This window comes from Labrys sp. E2SS-1L, assembly GCF_057073705.1.
In genome coordinates this window covers 1,185,287-1,202,920 of the sequence record NZ_CP172712.1, presented here as the reverse complement: position 1 = coordinate 1,202,920, position 17,634 = coordinate 1,185,287, and the positions used below count along the sequence as shown (strand labels likewise).

At 66.3% G+C, this 17,634-nt stretch carries 14 protein-coding genes; 7 read left to right on the top strand and 7 right to left on the bottom strand.

Annotated elements, in window-relative coordinates; genetic code table 11:
- Positions 1-7 precede the first annotated feature (7 nt).
- Positions 8-1,504: a MocR-like pyridoxine biosynthesis transcription factor PdxR gene (pdxR, locus tag ACIGJE_RS05480; RefSeq protein WP_483679487.1), complete on the bottom strand. Its 1,497-nt coding sequence runs from the start codon at positions 1,502-1,504 to the stop codon at positions 8-10.
- 88 nt (positions 1,505-1,592) lie between these two features.
- Between pdxR and ACIGJE_RS05475 the strand changes: the two genes are divergently transcribed.
- Positions 1,593-2,789, top strand: coding sequence for an MFS transporter (locus ACIGJE_RS05475; protein WP_483679485.1), 1,197 nt, complete (start codon positions 1,593-1,595; stop codon positions 2,787-2,789).
- 149 nt (positions 2,790-2,938) lie between these two features.
- Here the strand turns inward: ACIGJE_RS05475 and ACIGJE_RS05470 are convergent, their stop codons facing one another.
- On the bottom strand, positions 2,939-3,973 hold the full coding sequence (locus tag ACIGJE_RS05470) for a LacI family DNA-binding transcriptional regulator (protein WP_483679483.1): 1,035 nt from the start codon (positions 3,971-3,973) through the stop codon (positions 2,939-2,941).
- A gap of 173 nt (positions 3,974-4,146) precedes the next feature.
- On the opposite strand from ACIGJE_RS05470, the gene ACIGJE_RS05465 reads away from it, so the two are divergent.
- The 4 genes from ACIGJE_RS05465 to melA all read left to right on the top strand — a co-directional run bounded on the left by ACIGJE_RS05465 (position 4,147) and on the right by melA (position 8,803).
- Complete coding sequence (locus tag ACIGJE_RS05465) at positions 4,147-5,079, top strand: carbohydrate ABC transporter permease (protein ID WP_311939024.1); 933 nt, start codon at positions 4,147-4,149, stop codon at positions 5,077-5,079.
- Positions 5,080-5,084: 5 nt separating this feature from the next.
- Positions 5,085-5,960, top strand: a complete 876-nt coding sequence (locus ACIGJE_RS05460) for a carbohydrate ABC transporter permease (protein WP_311939022.1) — start codon at positions 5,085-5,087, stop codon at positions 5,958-5,960.
- A gap of 27 nt (positions 5,961-5,987) precedes the next feature.
- Positions 5,988-7,388: an ABC transporter substrate-binding protein gene (locus ACIGJE_RS05455; protein WP_483679480.1), complete on the top strand. Its 1,401-nt coding sequence runs from the start codon at positions 5,988-5,990 to the stop codon at positions 7,386-7,388.
- Between the two features lie 68 nt (positions 7,389-7,456).
- On the top strand, positions 7,457-8,803 hold the full coding sequence (gene melA / locus ACIGJE_RS05450; RefSeq protein ID WP_376717706.1) for an alpha-glucosidase/alpha-galactosidase: 1,347 nt from the start codon (positions 7,457-7,459) through the stop codon (positions 8,801-8,803).
- Positions 8,804-9,114: 311 nt separating this feature from the next.
- On the opposite strand, the gene ACIGJE_RS05445 is transcribed toward melA, so the two are convergent.
- A complete protein-coding gene (locus ACIGJE_RS05445; RefSeq protein WP_311939017.1) occupies positions 9,115-10,686 on the bottom strand; it encodes a Na+/H+ antiporter in 1,572 nt (523 codons plus the stop codon).
- A gap of 272 nt (positions 10,687-10,958) precedes the next feature.
- Between ACIGJE_RS05445 and ACIGJE_RS05440 the strand changes: the two genes are divergently transcribed.
- The gene (locus ACIGJE_RS05440; protein ID WP_415082975.1) at positions 10,959-11,564 is read left to right on the top strand and encodes a hypothetical protein; all 606 of its coding nucleotides are present in this window, start codon (positions 10,959-10,961) and stop codon (positions 11,562-11,564) included.
- Here the strand turns inward: ACIGJE_RS05440 and ACIGJE_RS05435 are convergent.
- From ACIGJE_RS05435 to ACIGJE_RS05420, 4 genes are all read right to left on the bottom strand, one after another.
- Complete coding sequence (locus tag ACIGJE_RS05435) at positions 11,549-11,995, bottom strand: DsrE family protein (protein ID WP_311939013.1); 447 nt, start codon at positions 11,993-11,995, stop codon at positions 11,549-11,551. The genes ACIGJE_RS05440 and ACIGJE_RS05435 overlap by 16 nt on opposite strands.
- Positions 11,996-12,109: 114 nt before the next feature.
- A complete protein-coding gene (locus ACIGJE_RS05430) occupies positions 12,110-12,739 on the bottom strand; it encodes a hypothetical protein (protein WP_483679477.1) in 630 nt (209 codons plus the stop codon).
- Between the two features lie 115 nt (positions 12,740-12,854).
- Positions 12,855-14,519: a heme biosynthesis HemY N-terminal domain-containing protein gene (locus tag ACIGJE_RS05425; protein ID WP_483679475.1), complete on the bottom strand. Its 1,665-nt coding sequence runs from the start codon at positions 14,517-14,519 to the stop codon at positions 12,855-12,857.
- A gap of 7 nt (positions 14,520-14,526) precedes the next feature.
- A complete protein-coding gene (locus ACIGJE_RS05420; RefSeq protein WP_483679473.1) occupies positions 14,527-15,858 on the bottom strand; it encodes a COG4223 family protein in 1,332 nt (443 codons plus the stop codon).
- 328 nt (positions 15,859-16,186) lie between these two features.
- Here ACIGJE_RS05420 and ACIGJE_RS05415 point away from each other — a divergent pair, with 328 nt between their 5' ends.
- Positions 16,187-17,629, top strand: coding sequence for an amidohydrolase (locus tag ACIGJE_RS05415; RefSeq protein ID WP_415082967.1), 1,443 nt, complete (start codon positions 16,187-16,189; stop codon positions 17,627-17,629).
- Positions 17,630-17,634: the final 5 nt, after the last annotated feature.

Sequence of the window (17,634 nt, the reverse complement as noted above, 5' to 3'; positions counted from 1 at the left end):
CCATACGCTATCGCGTCAATCGGGCAAACACCCGCGACAGCCTCCTGGTCCCGACATCGGCCTCCTCATCCGTCAATCCGGAAAATCCCAGCAGGAGCCCGGACTCGGCCGCAGTTGATATATGCATCGGCGATACCGGCAGAACGGCCACGCCTTCCTGGAGCGCGGCCTGTGCTACCGCGCGGTCATCCGTCCAGGTTCCCGTGCTCCGCACGGTGAAGTGAATGCCCTGCTCGGGCACGGGCGCAATCAAATGCTCCGATAGCCGCTCGTTCAGCAAGCGGGCCAGAAAGTCGCGCGAGGCACGGTAGCGCTCGCGCAGGCGCCGTAAATGGGCCGGGAAATATCCTTCGTTGAGGAAATCGGCCACGACGCGCTGATGCAGCGGCGCCGGGAAGCGATCCACAATGGGCCGCGCGGCCCTGAAGGTGGCGACGAGATCGTGGGGAACGATGAGATAGCCCACCCGGATCCCGGGCAGCAGCGCCTTGCTGAAAGTGCCGAGATAGAGGACGCGGTCGGTGGCATCCAAGCCCTGGAGCGAGGTGATCGGCCGGCCCTCATAACGGAACTCGCTGTCGTAATCGTCCTCGATGATCCAGCAGCCGCGCTCCTGCGCAAAGGACAGAAGCTCCAGCCGGCGCGCCAGCGGCAGGGCAGAGCCGGAGGGATATTGATGCGACGGCGTTACATAGACGGCCGCCGGCCTGGGACCGTCATAGGCCTTGAGCTGCTGCGTGCTCAACCCGTCCCGATCGACTTGTATGCCGGCGAGCCGGGCGCCATTGAAGACGAAGGCCTGTCGCGCCGGCGGATAGCAGGGATCTTCCACCAGCACCGTCTGCCCCGGCGAGGCCAGGAGACGAACGGCAAGGTCGAGGGCCTGCTGCGTGCCCGAGGTGATGAAGACCTGTCCCGGTTCGCATCGAACGCCCCGCGAGGCGATGAGATGAGCGGCTATCGCCTCCCGCAGCGCTGCCTCGCCTTGCGCCTCACGATAGCCGTCATGCGTGTAGTCGAGATGGCGGAGCGTGAGCCGCTTCAACAGGCTCGCTGTCCTGGCATCATGGATCACGCGGCCGGTGGTGAAGGGAGCCTGCAGGGGTAGGGCCGTCCCGATGCGCATGGCCATTTTCGCTGCCGTCGAAATGGCTCGGCTATCGCTCCCCCCGACCGCCTGATGCCCCTCGCTTGTTCCGGTCGGGATCGACGGCAAGCCGCTGGCGACATAGGTTCCGGAACCATGCCGGCCAAGGGCGTATCCCTCTGCAATCAGCATGTCATAGGCCTCCGCGACCAGGCCGCGCGACAAGGACCATTCGCGCGAGGCCGTCCGGGTCGAGGGCAGCCGATGCCCCGGCTGCAGCTGGCCTGCCACGATGCCGTCGCGCAGTTGCACGAAGAGCTGGCGCACGGCCGGCACCGGCGACGGCGTTTCGATCGCGGGAAGAAAGCCGGCCGCCGCGCTCTCCCGGCGCAGCGACCGGGCCTGACTGTCCGACACGGAAGTGGCTCGCATCTTCATCCTAAAGTGGCCCTGGATTAGGGTCCAAGTTTGGCGTTTTGTCGATCCACTTTCAAGGATGACCGCAATGCGCCCCTCTTCAGCCCCCTTTCTCTTCGCCGGCACCATGCTGGCCGCCGCCGGTTATGGCGCCACTTTTCTGCTTGCCTCCTACTACCGCGCGCATGGCGGCGGCGACATCGAGACCGGCCTCACCCTCGGGGCGGCAATGGTCGGCACCTTCACCGGCGTTCCGCTCGTCGGCTGGCTGTCCGGCCGCTTCGATGCCGCCCGCATGTGCGTGGCCGCCTGCTGCGCCGTCGCTGCCGGCTTCCTGCTGCTGGCGGCATCGGCCGCGCAAAGCGGTTTCACACCCGGCCTGGCCTCGGGCTTCCTCATCGGGCTGGGTTGGGGCATGTTCTATATCGCCGCGCCCATGGCCCTTTCCGAACGCATCACCGATGCCGACCGAGCCTTCTGGTTCATGCGCTTCGCCGCCTTCCAGATGGCGGGCATCGGCGGCGGGCCGGTCCTTCTCAATCTGTCCATCCATCAGGCCGGCCTGTCGATCGAGGCGGCGTTCCTGCTGGTCGGCCTCGCTTGTCTGGCCGCATCGGCACTCCTCTGGATTTTCGGGACCCTCGCGCCCGGCGAGCCGCGCATCGTCGCCCTGCGCCCCTGGCTGCGCGACATCGCCGTCATCGGTCGGGGCGCATCGATACGCCCGATTATCATGGTGGCGCTCGGGGCCTGCATCTTCTCCGGCCTCATGACCTTCCAGTCCACGCTGGTGCGGGATACGGCCGCGAACGAGGCGACTTTCTTCGCCGTCTACGCCGTCACGGTCGTCGCCGCGCGTCTGCTGCTCGCCCGTACCCTGACCGGGCTGCCGCAAGTCGCACTTGCAACCGGCCTGCTGGCCGCCATGGTGCTCGGGGTCCTGGCGATGCTGGGGGTCACCCTCCATCCGGCATTCCAGATTCTCGCCGCCATCCTGACGGGTATCGGCTATGGCCTGGTCTATCCGGTCATCCAGACCTGGGCGGTCAACGACACCCCACGGGAGTTGCGCCATGCGGCACTCACCTGGTTCGTCCTTTCCTATTTCATCGGTGTCTTCGGCTTTCCCGTCATCGGCGGCTGGATGCTGGTCAATTTCGGCAAGAGCACCTTTCTGGTCGTCCTGCTCGGCCTCGCGCTGGCGGAGTTGCTGATCGCGGTCAATATCGGCCTCGCCCGCAAGCGCTCGATCGCCCTCGGGACGGGCCGGACTTCCGCGTCGTGACGGCCTGTCGCCACCGTGGGCAGGCCTACCGCATGCGCCGTCTTCTCGCCGCATCTCCCCGGCGGCAGAACGCTCCGGAAGCGTGATTTCCGCACCTTCGCCCGCTTCATCCGAAGCGGGCTCTTTCTGTCCGGCGCAGGCGAAGATGCCTATCCGACCCTGCCGCCGCTCGAGGCTCGGATGACGAGTTCCGTACCGAAGACGACCCTCGGGCGCTCGATCACCTCGCGATTGAGCAGCCGGATCAGCATGCGGGCCGCCGCCTCTCCCTGTTCGATCGCCGGGTTGTGGATGGTGGTGAGGGCCGGCCTGGTATAGGCCGCGATCGGCAAATCGTCGAAACCGATGACGGCGATGTCTTCGGGCACCCGCAGGCCGGCCGCCTCGATCGCCGCCATTATGCCGAGCGCGATCGTATCGTTGCCGGCAAGAATGGCGGTCGGTGGCCGCTGCGCCCGTGCCAGCAATTCCCTCATCGCCGCAAAACCGCTCTCCGCACTGTGATGGGCAAAGCCGACCAGGTCGGGTTCGGGCTCCAAGCCATGGCTGGCCAGGCTGTCGCGATAGGCGGCCAGGCGCCGATCGGTGGCGATGTTGCCCATGGCGGAGAAGCCGATATGGCCGATGCGCCGGTGCCCGAGCCCGACGAGATGATCGACGGCGCTCTGGATCGCCCTGCGGTTGGAAAAATTGACCGAATGCTCGTTGGGATGGCCGACGGAGCCGAGCAGCACCAGGGGATAGCCATCCTCGATCAGCCCGCGCAAGGCCTGGTCGTTGCTGGCGGGGTTGAGCACGATCATGCCGTCGATGCGGCGGCTGCGCACCAGATCGGTATAGATATTGGGGGCCCCACCCTTGTCGACGACCTCCAGCAGTACGCCATAGCCATGCTCGCGATTGACCCGGCTGATGCCATAGAGAAGTTGGGGCACGAAGCCGTCGACATTCAGGAGCGCCGGGTCGGTCGCGACCAGGCCGATCGTTTCGGTGTCGCCCCGCACCAGCATGCGGGCTGCCGAATTCGGCCGATAACCGAGTTCCGCCGCGGCCCGCAGAACGCGTTCGCGCGTCTGGGTGCTGATCGAAACGGCCGTGGAGCCGTTCAGAACCATGGAGACGGTGGCGCGGGATACGCCGGCGCGCTCCGCCACGTCATGGCTCGTCACCTTCATGCGCTCCATCCATCCTCCGAGCCTGTCAGCAAGCCGCGTCGATCCCGACCTGTCAAGCCTGCGAGCACCCGTCTTGACAGCGCGTCCTTCCTCTGCATTAATCATACTAACACGTGTTAGTAAACAAGTAACACGTGTCATCAACGAATGAAAAATGAGACCAGCCTGGGGAGGCGACGCCTTTGGTATCGATCGGCGAGTCCGAATCACTGGCCAGACGGCGCCCGGCCCGCAGCGCGAGGAGCCTGCGCTGGCGCGAGAACCTGACGGGTTGGCTTTTCATCGCCCCCGCCCTCCTCGGCTTCACAGTGTTCTACCTGCTGCCGACCTTGCGGGCCGTCGAGATCAGCCTGACTGACTGGAACCTGATGCGGGCGCCGAAATTCGTCGGGCTCGACAATTACGCCAGGCTGATCGGCGATCCCCGCTTCTGGCAATCGGTCAAGATCACCTGCCTGTACGTCCTCTACAACATCCCGGTCCAGACGGTGCTCGGCCTCGCCCTCGCCGTGCTGATGGACAGGCTGTCGAAATCCGTGGCGCTGCGCGCGGTGGTGGTGGCGCCCTATCTTCTCTCCAACGTGGTCGCCGCCCTGATCTTCCTGTGGCTGCTCGATCCGATCCTGGGCATCACCAACGCCTTCCTCGGCCTGATCGGCATATCCCGGCAGCCCTTCCTGACCTCGCCCGAACTGTCCCTGGTCTCGGTGGCGGCGATCAATGTCTGGCGCCACACCGGCATGACCGCGATCCTGTTCTATGCCGGGCTGCAGGCGATTCCGCGCTCGCTCTACGAGGCAGCCAGGATCGACGGTGCCAGCGAATGGCATATGTTCCGGCACATCACCTTGCCGCTGCTGCGCCCCGTGCTGGTCTTCATCGTCGTCACCAGCGTGATCGGCTCGTTCCAGGTCTTCGACACCATCGCCGTGGCCACCAGGGGCGGGCCGGTCAATTCGACCAGCACCATCATCTGGTACATCTATGAGAGCGCCTTCCGCTTCTCCAAGATGGGCTATGCCTCGGCCATGTCCGTGCTGCTCTTCCTGGTGCTCGTTGGCGTCACCCTCATCCAGATGCGGGTGATGCGGGCCGGCAGCTCGGACCTGGAGTAGGCGCCATGGCCATCGTCGCCCCACGCCGGAACCTCGGGCGCGCCTTTGCCTGGCTGGTGCTCTGGCTCTTCGTCATCGGCTCGCTCTTCCCGCTCTGGATCGCCCTCAAGACGGCTTTCACGCCATTGCCGAACCTTTACGAAAGCGCTGGTTCTCCCCTGCCGGACGGCGTGACGACCACGAATTTCACCCGCATCTTCGGCCTGAGCCCGGAAGAGGGAGGTTTCGTCGCCCGCATCAATTTCGGGCCGGCCCTCGTGAACAGCCTCGTCTTCACGGCGATCTGCGTCACCGGCCAGATCTTGTTTTCCTCGCTGGCCGCCTATGCCTTCGCCAGGCTGCGCTTCTTCGGCCGGGACGTGATCTTCTATCTTTTCATCTCCGCCACCATGGTGCCGGCGATCGTGCTGTTCATCCCGAATTTCGTGCTGATCAAGGAGCTCGGCTGGCTGAACACCATGACAGGCATGGTGGCGCCCTTCGTGCTGATGACGCCCTTCGCCGTGTTCTTCCTGCGCCAGTTCTTCCTGTCGACGCCCTCGGAACTGGAGGATGCCGCCCGCCTCGACGGCGCCTCGCCGCTGCGCATCTTCTGGAGCGTGGTGCTGCCGGTCCATCGCGGCGCCATCGCCACGCTCGCCATCCTGCTCGCCATCAACAGCTGGAACGAATTCCTCTGGCCCTATCTGATCGGGCGCGATGAAAGCTCGCGCGTCCTGTCGGTCGCCCTCACCAATTTCCTGCAGCAGCAGCCGAACGGCAATCCCGACTGGACCGGCCTGATGGCCGCGACCTTCCTGTCGATCCTGCCGGTCATCGCCCTGCTCCTCATCCTCGGCCGGCGCGTGGTCGAGTCCCTGCAATTCAGCGGCCTGAAATAACGGGCCGAGCACATCCGGGAGGAAGCCTTGACGATCATCTCGAAAGCTCTTGCGTCACGACTGCGTTCATGGTGCTGCGGGCGGCGTGGCCGGACAGCCGGCAATCCCAGGGGTCCCGGGCGCGGGTCCCGCCGCCTGCAGCTCGGCCTCGGTGCGATGCTGCTGGCGGGAACGAGCCTGCCGGCACGAGCCGCGACCGAGATCAGCTACTGGCTGTGGGACAACAACCAGCTCGCACCCTACCAGGCCTGCGCGGACGCCTTCCAGAAGGAGCACCCCGACATCAAGGTGAAGCTCACCCAGCTCGCCTGGAACGACTATTGGACGACGCTCTCCACCGGCTTCGTCTCCGGCACGGCGCCGGATGTCTTCACCAACCACCTCAGCCGCTATCCCGAATTCGTCGCCAACAACCAGGTGATGGAGATCACCGATTTCATCAAGCGCGACAAGGTCCCGACCGACATCTACTACAAGGGCCTGCTCGACCTGTGGTCGAAGGATGGCCGCGTCTATGGCCTACCCAAGGATTGGGACACGGTTGCCATCGTCTACAACAAGGACATGCTCGACAAGGCCGGCGTCAGTGTCGAGGAGCTCAACGAGGCCACCTGGAACCCGAAGGACGGCGGCAGTTTCGAAAAGATCCTGGCCAGGCTCTCCATCGACGCCAATGGCAATGACGGCCTCTCGGCCAAATTCGATCCGAAATCCGTCACGCAATATGGCATCGTCTTTCCTGAGATCGACGGTTACGGCCAGTCGGCCTGGGCCCATTTCGCCGCCTCCAACGGCTTCAAATTCGTCGATGGCCTGTGGGCGACCTCCTACCATTACGATGCGCCGAAGCTGGCCGCCTCCATCGGCTGGCAGCGCGATCTCGGCCTGAAGAAGGGCTTCGCCATCCCGCAAAAGGATGTCGGCAACAATTCCTCGGCCCTGTTCGTCGCCGGCAAGGCCGCGCTCACGCCGCAGGGCTCCTGGCTGATCAGCTTCTTCGGCAACAACGCCAAGTTCAAGCTCGGCTACGCCCTGCTGCCCAAGGGCCCGATGGGTCGCAAGACCATGTTCAACGGCCTCGCCGACGGCATCTGGACCGGCACCAAGCATCCGGAGGAAAGCTGGCAATGGGTGAAGTTCCTGGCTTCGCCCAGTTGCGCCCGCATCGTCGGCGCCTCCGGCGTGGTCTTCCCGGCCATAGAGGAAGCGGCCAAGCTCTCCCAGCAAGCCTCGACCACCAAGGGCTGGGACGTCTCCGCCTTCCTCAAGGAGGCCACCCCCGACCAGACCTTCTATTTCCCGATCACGGACCATTCTTCCGAAATCAATTCGCTCATGAAAGCCGCTTTCGAGCAGATCTTCCTCAACGACGTCGACGCGGCGAAGGTCCTCAAGGAAGCCAACGATGCCGTGAACGCCCTGTTCTGACCCGCCTCCTCCCCCCTGTCGGCGGCGGCCACCGTCGCCGACCTTTTCTTCTCGATCAGGAGCCCCTGATGCCTTCCCCCAAGATCACCTTCATCGGTGCCGGCAGCACCGTTTTCGCCAAGAACCTGATGGGTGACATTCTCTCCTTTCCCGAACTCGCGGGGGCGCATATCTGCCTCTATGACATCGACGCCGAGCGCCTGGCCGTCTCCGAGCGCGTCGGTCGGCGCATCGTCGAGACTCTCGAGGTCCCTGCCCGCATCGAGGCCACCACAGACCGCTCGCGCGCCCTCGACGGGGCCGACTATGCCATCACCATGATCCAGGTCGCCGGCTACAAGCCGGGTACGGTGACGGACTTCGCGGTGCCCAAGAAATACGGCCTGCGCCAGACCATCGCCGACACGCTCGGCATCGGCGGCATCATGCGGGCTTTGCGTACCATTCCTGTGCTGCTCGACTATGCGCGCGACATGGAGAGGCTGTGCCCGGACGTCTTCCATCTGCAATATGCCAATCCGATGGCGATGAACGTCATGGCGCTGAACCGGGCGAGCAAGATCCGCAGCGTCGGGCTCTGCCACAGCGTGCAGGGCACGGCGGCCGAGATCGCCGAGGATATCGGCGTGCCGCTCGAGGAGATCAACTACACCTGCGCCGGCATCAACCACATGGCGTTCTACCTGAAGTTCGAGCGCAATGGCGAGGATCTCTACCCGCTGATCCGCAAGGTGGTCGAGGAAGGACGCGTGCCCGAATGGAACCGGGTGCGCTACGACATGTTCCTCAGGCTCGGCTATTTCGTCACCGAATCCAGCGAGCATTTCTGCGAATATGTGCCCTGGTACATCAAGACGGGTCAGGAAAAGCTGGTCGAGCGCTACAACATTCCGCTCGACGAATACATCACCCGCTCGGAGAACCAGATCCGGAAATGGGGCGAGCTCTCCAGCCAGCTGCAGGACGCCTCCGTCCCGCTCGAGGTCAAGCGCAGCGTCGAATATGGCTCGACCATCATCCATGCCATGGAGACGGGCAAGCCCGCCGTGGTCTATGGCAATGTCGAAAATCGCGGCTTGATCGCCAACCTGCCGGCCGATTGCGCGGTGGAGGTCCCCTGTCTGGTCGACAGGAACGGGCTGCAGCCGGTCAGCATCGGCAGGCTGCCTCCCCAGCTCGCCGCCCTGATGCAGACCAACATCAACGTCCAGAACCTCACGGTGGAGGCATTGCTGACCGGCAATCGCGACCATGTCTATCATGCCGCGATGCTCGATCCGCACACCGCCGCCGAGCTCAATCTCGACGAGATCTGGGCCCTGGTCGACGAGCTCATGGCAGCCCATGGCGACTGGATCCCGCAGAATCTGCGCGAGACGGTGGCCCACGCCGCCTCGCAGCTGCGGGTAGCGTGACCGGGCGGGAAATGACGACATTGAGCGAATGTGGCTTGCTTGAATGGCCGTGTATTCGGTGAGCTCTGGGCTGCCCCTCACCCCTACCCTCTCCCCGCAAGAGCGGGGCGAGGGAGGAGCAGGCGTCGCGCTTTATCCTCCAGCCTCTCATCTCCGCCAACAATTGGGCGAGATGAGACCACTTCACTATGAAACTCGCCATCGATGTCCCCCTCGCCCCGCTCTTGCGGGGAGAGGGTAAGGGTGAGGGGCTCCACAACCTTGATGCAGTCTTCAGCAATCAGCCATGCCATCAAGGCCGCAACCGCCCTTCACGCGCTCCGCGCGGCGCCGGCGCTGAGATCGGCCCAGTCGAACTCTTCCTCCAGCACGTAATAGGCATCGTCGCCGATCGCCCCCTCGCGGCGCAGCTCGTTCGCCTTGAGGCGCGCGGCGGCGATCGCCTGCCGTCTGAGCGGATTGCCGGGCAGATCCCCGATCTCGCCCTGCAGCGGGCTCGCCTCGCTCAGCTCCACCACCGCCCCATATTCCTTGCACAGCAGCTTGGCATGCTTGGACTCGTCGTCCTTGATCGCCTCGATGGCGGCGCGATAGGCCTCGGTACGGGCCCATTTCACCTCCTGGCCGACAGGATCGCCATCGCGCAGATTCATCCAGCGGATCAGCGGCTTGAGCGTGAGGCCCTGCAGGACGAGCGTGCCGAACACCACGCAGAAGGCGGTGAACACGATGAGGTCGCGATAGGGAAACGGCGTGCCGTCAGCCAGATGCTCCGGCAAAGCGAAGGCAGCGGCCAGGGTGACGATACCGCGCATGCCGGCCCAGGAGATGACGATACCGCCCCGTGCCGTCGGCCGCGCCATCGGCCGGGGCGGGTGGAAGCCATAGCGGGAAATCTTGAAGCGGACCGCCGTGTTGTAGGTCATCACCCAGAGGAAACGCACCACGATGACCGTGACCAGAACGGCCAGGGCGACGGCGCAATATTGCAGGCGCAGTCCCATGTCGAGCCGCTCCCAGATCGGGCGCAATTGCAGGCCGATCAGCACGAAGGCGAAGGCGTTCAGCATGAACACCACCGTCTCCCATACCGCATAGACGGGAACGCGCAGCCGCGCCGGCATGGGCGCATCGCGCCGCCGGGCGATGGTCATGGCGTAGCAGACGATGGTGAGGATGCCGGACAGCCCCACCGCTTCCGCCAGCATCCAGACGCCGAAGGTGGTGGCGAACTGCACGATCAGGGCGGTCGGCGCATCGTCGAAGCGCCCGATCACATAGGGAAAGGCCAGCCCCATGGCGATACCCGCGGCGACTGAGCCGAACACCGTGATGAAGAAGGCCGGGCCGAGGCTGCCGAGGGTGATGCCTCCGGAAACCATGGCGATCACGGCGAGGCGATAGATCAGGAGGGCGCTGGCATCGTTGAGCAGGCTCTCGCCCTCGAGGATCTTGGTCAGGCGATGCGGCAGCTTGACCTGCCGGACGATCGCCGTGGCGGCGGCCGCATCCGGCGGCGCCACGATGGCCCCGAGCGCAATCGCCGCGGCCCAGGGCATGCCGGGCACCAGCCAACGCGCGAGCAGGGCGACGGCGACCGTGGTGACACCAACGGCGACGATCACCAGATTGGCGACCGGCACCCAATTGTCACGCAGGTCCCGCAGCGAGGTGTCGTAGGCAGCGTCCAGCAGCACGGGCGCCACGAACAGGGTCAGCGCCAGATGCGGATCCAGCGTCCATTCCGGGCTGTTGGGCACGAAGGCGAGGCAGGCGCCGCCAAGGGCGAGGAAGGTCGGATAGGGCGCCCCCAGGCGCCGGGCCAGGGTCGACAGCAGGGCGGCGCCCAGCAACAGCAGAATGATCCACTCGAAGGTTTCCATCGCGACCTCGACATCGTCTCCTGGTTGCATCCGGCAGTTTGCCGATAGCGTCAAGAGGACGGGGCTCACCGGCCTGTGGCCGGCTGGAACTTCCGCAGCGGGCGGACCGGTCCATCGCCATTCTTGTCAGGGGCAGGGACTTGCCCCTAGGGTGGCGCCATTCTTGCGAACCGGCCCGAAAGGACAGGATGACGACGATACGGAAACGCTCGTTTCCAAATAGGGAAGGCCTCCGGTCGTCCATCCGCCGTGCCTTCCACGCGATCATAGTCGTGGCAGCGTTGGCGGCATTGCCGGCCGGCCTGGCCGCGCAGGAGGCCGTCGATCGCCTCGGCCTGCCCGGCCCGCTGGCCTTCGACGGCACAGAGTACAGGCTCGCCTGGAGCGCCCAGCCCAATCCAACCTATTACAAGCAGGAATATCTGCCGGCCGACGAGACCGTGACCGACTACACCAGGATGGTGTTGGTGGAACTGATCGCGGGCGGCCTGGACGTCGCCGGTGCCGCCAAGGCGCAGGTCGATACGCTCAACCAGCGCAAGGGCAAGGATCCGCTGGTGCAGATGGCCCTGATCCGCAACGCGCCGACCGGCGAGATCCTGCTCGACTTCCTGATCAGCCAGAAGAACCCCTGGGGCGAGTTCACGGTGGAGTGGAACGCCTATCGCTACGTGCCGCGTGGCGATGGCGTCATGCTGTTCGCGATCAGCCGCCGCGCCTATGGCAATGCGGCCGCCAAGGCCTTCCTGGCCCGGCTGAAGACCGAGCGCCCCGCCGATATCGCCAAGCTGGCCCGCTATGAAATACCGCGGCTGCGGCTGCAGGGTGACTCACAGCAGGCCGGCTCCCCCTCGCCGCCGAGCTATGGCCGCAAATAGAGCCAGCCCTCGCTTTGGAGCTCGGCCAGCAGCACCACGCCGCCCTTCTCCGCCACCGCAAAACCGGGCAGCAGGTCGGAAAGGCCGAGCTTCATGCCGTCCATCGTGTGCCGGCAGGCATGAAAGGCAACGCCCTCCTGCACGAGCCGGCCGAAGCGCGCCTTGAAATCCTCGTTGCCACTATCCGCCCGGAAGGCCCGCAAGGCCGGGCCATGCACCACCACGGCCAGTTTCACGCCCTCGGGACCGCCCATGCCGTCGACATGGTTGCGCAGATTGCCGAGCACGAAGCCGGCCTTCTCCAGATCGGCGAGGTGATAGGCAATGCGCGGCACGGGCCTGGCCTCGGCCGCAAGCGAACCGCCGGCGCCGGCAACCAGAATGGCCGGGCCGCTCGCCAGCATGGCCCTCACGGCTGTTCTGCGATCCATCGGGACCTCCTGCGAAGCGCGGACTTCCAGTCCGTTCTCCCTTTCCTCAACAACAACTGTGTTTGGGGCAAGGATTGGCGGACAGGATGTCCGCGCTGTTTTCGTCGAAGCGGCTCATTGGCCCCGGTGCAACATCGCCTTCTCGTCTTCGTCACCGACCAGGGACAGGCAATCGGTCAGCGCGGTGCGGTCGAGCCGGAACAGCTTGTCGTCCGCTCCGAAGCGCTTGCGTTCATCGCTGTCCTCGCTGTCGCTGCCGGCCTTCCAGATGCGCGCGCCATCGGGAATGGCGACCAGGACGGATTTGTCGTTCTTGAGCCGCACGTCAATGGCGCCGCCGTCGCAATCGACACTGCAATGGGCCACATTCGCCTTGGCCGTCGGCAAGGTGGCGGAGCCGATCGCGCCACAGCCCCCGAACGTCTCGAAATGCGTGCCGGCCTTGCGGAAGGTGACGCCCAGTCCGAGCGTATAACCGGGATCGCCCCCCTCTTCCGCCGAACCCGTGACCAGCAGCGTCATGGTGCGCACATTCTGCTGTGGGTGGCTGCCCAGATGCGCCGCGTCATAGGCCCGCCTGTAGCAGGCATGGATCCTGTCCCTGCCGATGACGCGGCCGAAGACCTGGCGCTGGAAGGCCTCGTCGGGGGCCGAGCCTGCCGCCAGGGCAGGAGATGCCGCACCTGCCATCAAGGCGAGGGCAACCGGTGCCAACAGAACACGCATCGGGAAATGACGTCTCATGCGGCCCTCCGGACGACGATGCGCAGCAGGGAAAACTCTACGACATTGCGGGCGCGCTGTCCGTGCGCCCGCGCATTGCGATGCCCGATTCCGACGGTGCCGATAGTCCCCGCTATCAGCCGTTGATCGGGAAACGCACCACCCGGCTCGGCTCTTCCTCCCCCGTGCCGGGATCATCCGGCACCGGATGGGACGGCACCACCGGCATGGGCGGCGGCGGACGGCGCGGCGGCGGCTTCAGCGGCTCGGGCTTGGCGGGCTCGGGCGCCAGTACCTCGATCTTAGAATGCTCGATCTTGGCAGGCTCGACCTTCGCCGGTTCGACCTTGGCGGGCTCGACGGGTGCCGGCGGCACAGCGGCGACCGGTTCCACCAGCTTCTCCACCACTGGTGGCGGCGGCTCGACCGGCTTGGCGCGTGCTTCGACCAGCTTGGGCTGCTCGGGTTCGTCGACATCGGCCAGGACGTCGTCGGCATAGGAGACCACTGGCGCGCCGAGGCGCTCGACCGGCGTCTTCCACTCGAAGGCATCGATCCGGCCGGTGACGGGCGAGACCGGCAGCCAGACATCGGAGACCATCCCGTCGGCGGTCCAGGCCGGATCGCGCGGCGCGCGTACGGCACGCGACAGCCATTCGCGCACCTTGCCGGTGGCGCCGTGCTCGGCCTCCTCGATGTCGGCCATCAACAGGCAGACGCGCTCGGTGGCGCCCGATGCCAGGAGCGGCGACAGCGCCGAGCGGGCAACCGCAAAATCGCGGGCGGACAGGGCGGCCCGGGCCAACGCGATCGCGGCCTCCGGATTGCCGGCCATCTGGGCGGCGAGGGTCTGGACGCGGGCATAGCGATCACGGGCGGAATCGCCGAGCCGGACATTGGTGTAGGCTTCGGCGATGTCCGGATGGGGCTGCAGGCGCCAGGCCGTCTCCAGTACCTTGGAAGCCTTGCGGATATCGTTGCCCTCCGAAAGCAGCTTGGCTGCCAGCACGGCGGCGGGCACCAGGCCCGGGGCAAGCTTGAGGGCCTCGAGCACGCTGGCCTTGGCGCCGGCGCGGTCGCGCTCGGCCTGCTCGATCGCCTGGGCGGTGAGCAGCACGGCGCGGTGGCGCTTGGCCGTCTCCTTGTCGACCAGGCGATGATTGGCGTTGCGGGCCAGGGTCGAGAGCGCGCCGCTCCAGTCCTTCTCGATCGACTGGAATTCGAGCAGGGCCGTGCCGGCCCAGGGCAGGGTCGGCGAGGTCTTCACCGCTTCGGCGGCGAGCTGGCGGGCGGCATGGGCATCGCCGCGGCGCCGGGCCTCGACGAACAGGCCGCGCAAGCCGAGCGGCTTGGTCTCGGCTTCCGAGAGCATGGCCCGGAAGGCGGCCTCGGCGCCGGCGCGATCGCCCGAAAGCTGCGAGGCCTGCGCCCGCAGGAGCAGGGCCAGCGGCTCGGAGCCGAGGATACGCTCGGCATCGGAGGCCTGGCGCTGGGCGCGGCGGACATCGCCGGAACCAACGGCGATCATGCCCTGCGTCACGGCATTGAAGCCCTTGGAGCGGCGGCGGGTGCGGAAAAAGCCGGCGACATTGGCAGGCGAACGCAGAAGCCAGCGCAGGAAACCGATAACGGCCATCAGGACGCCGACCAGCACCAGCACGGCGACGGCGGCCCAGACCAGCTTCACCTTATAGGTTGTCAGCCCGACGGTCAGGGCGACATCGCCCGGCCGGCCGGCCAGCAGATAGAGCCCGTAGGCCGCGAGAGCGAGAACGAGAACGGTAACGAGAGCCCGGATCATCGACGCCTCACGGTTGAGAGAATTTCTGCAGGGCGGCGCCGGTCTGCGCCTTGATCAAGGCCAGGGCTTCGGCGGCTCCCGTGGCCTGGGTGAGCCAGGCGGCGCCGGCCTGCTGGCCTGCCTCCGGCATCGCCTTGAAGGCGGTGATGGCCGCCGGCAGGTCACCCTTGTGCAGGGCCTTCGAGACCTTTTCGGCCGAGGCGACCGGATCGCCATCGCCGCCTTCGCCTTCGCGCGTGACCGTGACGATGTTGCCGAGGCTGGCGGTGATGCGGTCCATCACGCCGGCATCGGGCGACAGCGGTTCGGGCTTGGGCGTGAGCGCGGCCTCGATCTGCGGCTTCAGCGCGTCATAGCTGGTAGCCAAGGCCTCGACCGACGGCACGCCCGCCGCGGCGAGGCTTGCCAGCGGCGCCAGGGCTCCGGCATCGCCGCCGAGACCGCTGGCCGTCTGCAATTCATTGGCGAAGGGCTTGCCGCTGCGGATGGCCTCGCTGAGCTGGCCGAGCGCGACGGCATAGGCGGCCGCCTTGTCCGGCGTCGCGCTCACCGTCTGCTTGACCTGCGCGACTTCCTGCGAGAGGCCGTTGGCCGCCGTGCCGACCTGGCGCAGGCCGTCGCCGAGCGTGGCAATCTCGCCTTCGGCCTTGGCGAGGCGCTCGGTCAGGCCGGAAATGTCGGGACCGGGCGAGGGAGCTGCCGGTGTCGACGAGCCGGCGGCGCTCGCAGCCTTCTGAGCCTCACCTGCGAGAGAGAGGGCATTGTTCGCCGCTTCCTGAGTCGTCTTGACGCCGGTTTCGAGGGCAGCGAGACGGTCGAGGACCCCATCCGCGGTCTTCTTGGCGCCGGCGGCTTCCTGCTCGGCTATCGCGAGCCGGGAAGCCAGCCCGTCATCGCCGCCGCCCTTGCCGAGCGGGACGAGGCCAAGGGCGCCAGCCAGCAGCACCAGCACGCCACCGGCGATGCCGCCGGCCAGCGCCGCAGCGAGGGTCGACAAGCCCGACCGGGGCGGCGGGGAAGGAGGCGGAGGCGTGAATTCGGGATCGGAGCGGGGCGGAGGAGCGGCCGCCTCCGGTTCGGCGACCGTCTCGGTGCGCGGCGTATCGCCGCTGGCCTGTTCGCCATCGCCCGACGGCCGCGTCCAGATGGTCGAACCCGCCGCCTCCCCGGCCTCTGCCGCGGCGCCAGGACCGGTGTCCTCGGTCTTCGCAGCCTCGCCGGCGGCAGACTGTGTCTCGGCGGCGGATTCGGGACTGGAGGCGGATGTTTCCTCGCCAGCGGCCTCAGTCGGCGGCGCTGTCGACGCTGCGGGCGATTCGACGACTTCCGTGGCGTTCAAATCCAACGTCGCGGGACCGAGACCTGCGCTTTTCTGCTTTTTTGGCCTGCCTTGCGTGCTGTCTTCCCGTGCCATGCGACCCCCATGGAGACCCCCAACAGGCCCAGCCTATAGCATGAAAACCCGACAAGCCAATTTGCCCGAACCGAAGTGCGCTGGACAGCGACCGGCGTAGGGAGCGGACGCGAAACGCCTTCTCCTCGACCAAAATCGCTCATGTCAAAACCCTATCCACGGCCCATGACAGCCTCTAGCCTGTGGCCGCCGGAATCGCGGCCATCGAAGACAATTGGCGGCTCAACCGCCACGACAGGGAAGAAGCGCAGAGATGACGCAGAATGACCGTCTGACGCTCCAGCACATCATCGAGCGTGTCGACGCCAAGGCGCAATCCTTCTGCGCCTTGAGCGACCGCATCTGGCATATGCCCGAGCTTGCTTTCGAGGAGCATCGATCCTGCGAGGAGCATGTCGCGGCCCTGGCGGCAGAGGGCTTCCGCATCACACGCAAGGCAGGCGGCATCGAGACCGCCTTCATGGCCGAATATGGCGAGGGCGGCCCGGTGCTGGCCTTTCTGGGCGAGTATGACGCCCTGCCAGATCTGTCCCAGGCCAGCGGCGTCGAGAAAGCCGAACCGCTGCAGCGCGGCGGTCCCGGCCATGGCTGCGGCCACAACCTCCTTGGTGCCGGCGCCGCTTTGGCCGCGGTGGCCTTGAAGGATGCGCTGGCCGCGGCAGGCATCGAGGGCCGCGTGCGCTATTATGGCTGCCCTGCCGAGGAGAGCGGCTCGGGCAAGAGCTTCATGGCGCGAGCCGGCGTGTTCGACGATGTCGACGTCGCCTTCTGCTGGCACCCGAACGTCGTCAACGAGGTGGTAGCCGCTTCCAGCCTCGCCTTCGTCCAATGCTATTTCCGCTTCGCCGGCCGCGCCTCGCATGCGGCGGCCAGCCCGCATCTCGGCCGCTCGGCGCTGGACGCAGTGGAGCTGATGAACATCGCCGTCAATTATATGCGCGAACATATGCCGGCAGAGGCACGCATCCACTACGCCGTCACCAATAGCGGCGGCATCGCGCCCAATGTTGTACAGGCCAATGCCGAGGTGCTCTACCTGGTGCGCTCGCCCGATATCGCGGAGACCAAGCGCCTGTTCGAACGGGTCAGGAAGGCGGCCGAGGGCGCCGCTCTGATGACCGAGACGCAAGTCCGTTACCAGGTGACCGATGCCGGGCTCAATCTGGTGCCCAACGAGACCCTGCTCGAAGCCATGCACGACAATATGGTCCGCATCGGCGCCCCGACTTTCGACGGCGACGACCGCGATTTCGCCGACCGGCTGCGCCGGGCCAGCCTGTCGGACGAGGACATCGCGGCCAGCGTGGCCTCGCATGATCCCACCCTGGCCGCCCACAGCCTGCACGAAGGCATCCTGCCCCTGGCCAGGCATGCCAGCGTGCAGATGGGCAGCACGGATGTCGGCGATGTCAGCTGGATTGCGCCGACGGTACAGTGCCACACCGCCTGCTTTGCGATCGGCACCCCGTTCCACAGCTGGCAATTGGTGACGCAGGGCCTGGAACCGGCAGCCCACAAGGGCATGGTCGCGGCCGCGAAGGCGCTTGCCAGCACGGCGGCCGACTGCCTGAGCAAGCCGGACCTGATCGCCAGGGCGAAGGCGGAACTCAAGCGGCGCACCGGTGGCCGGCCCTTCGAAAGCCCGATTCCGCCGGAAATCCTGCCCGAGCACCTCCATTCGAGCCAGGGCCGCTGATCGCA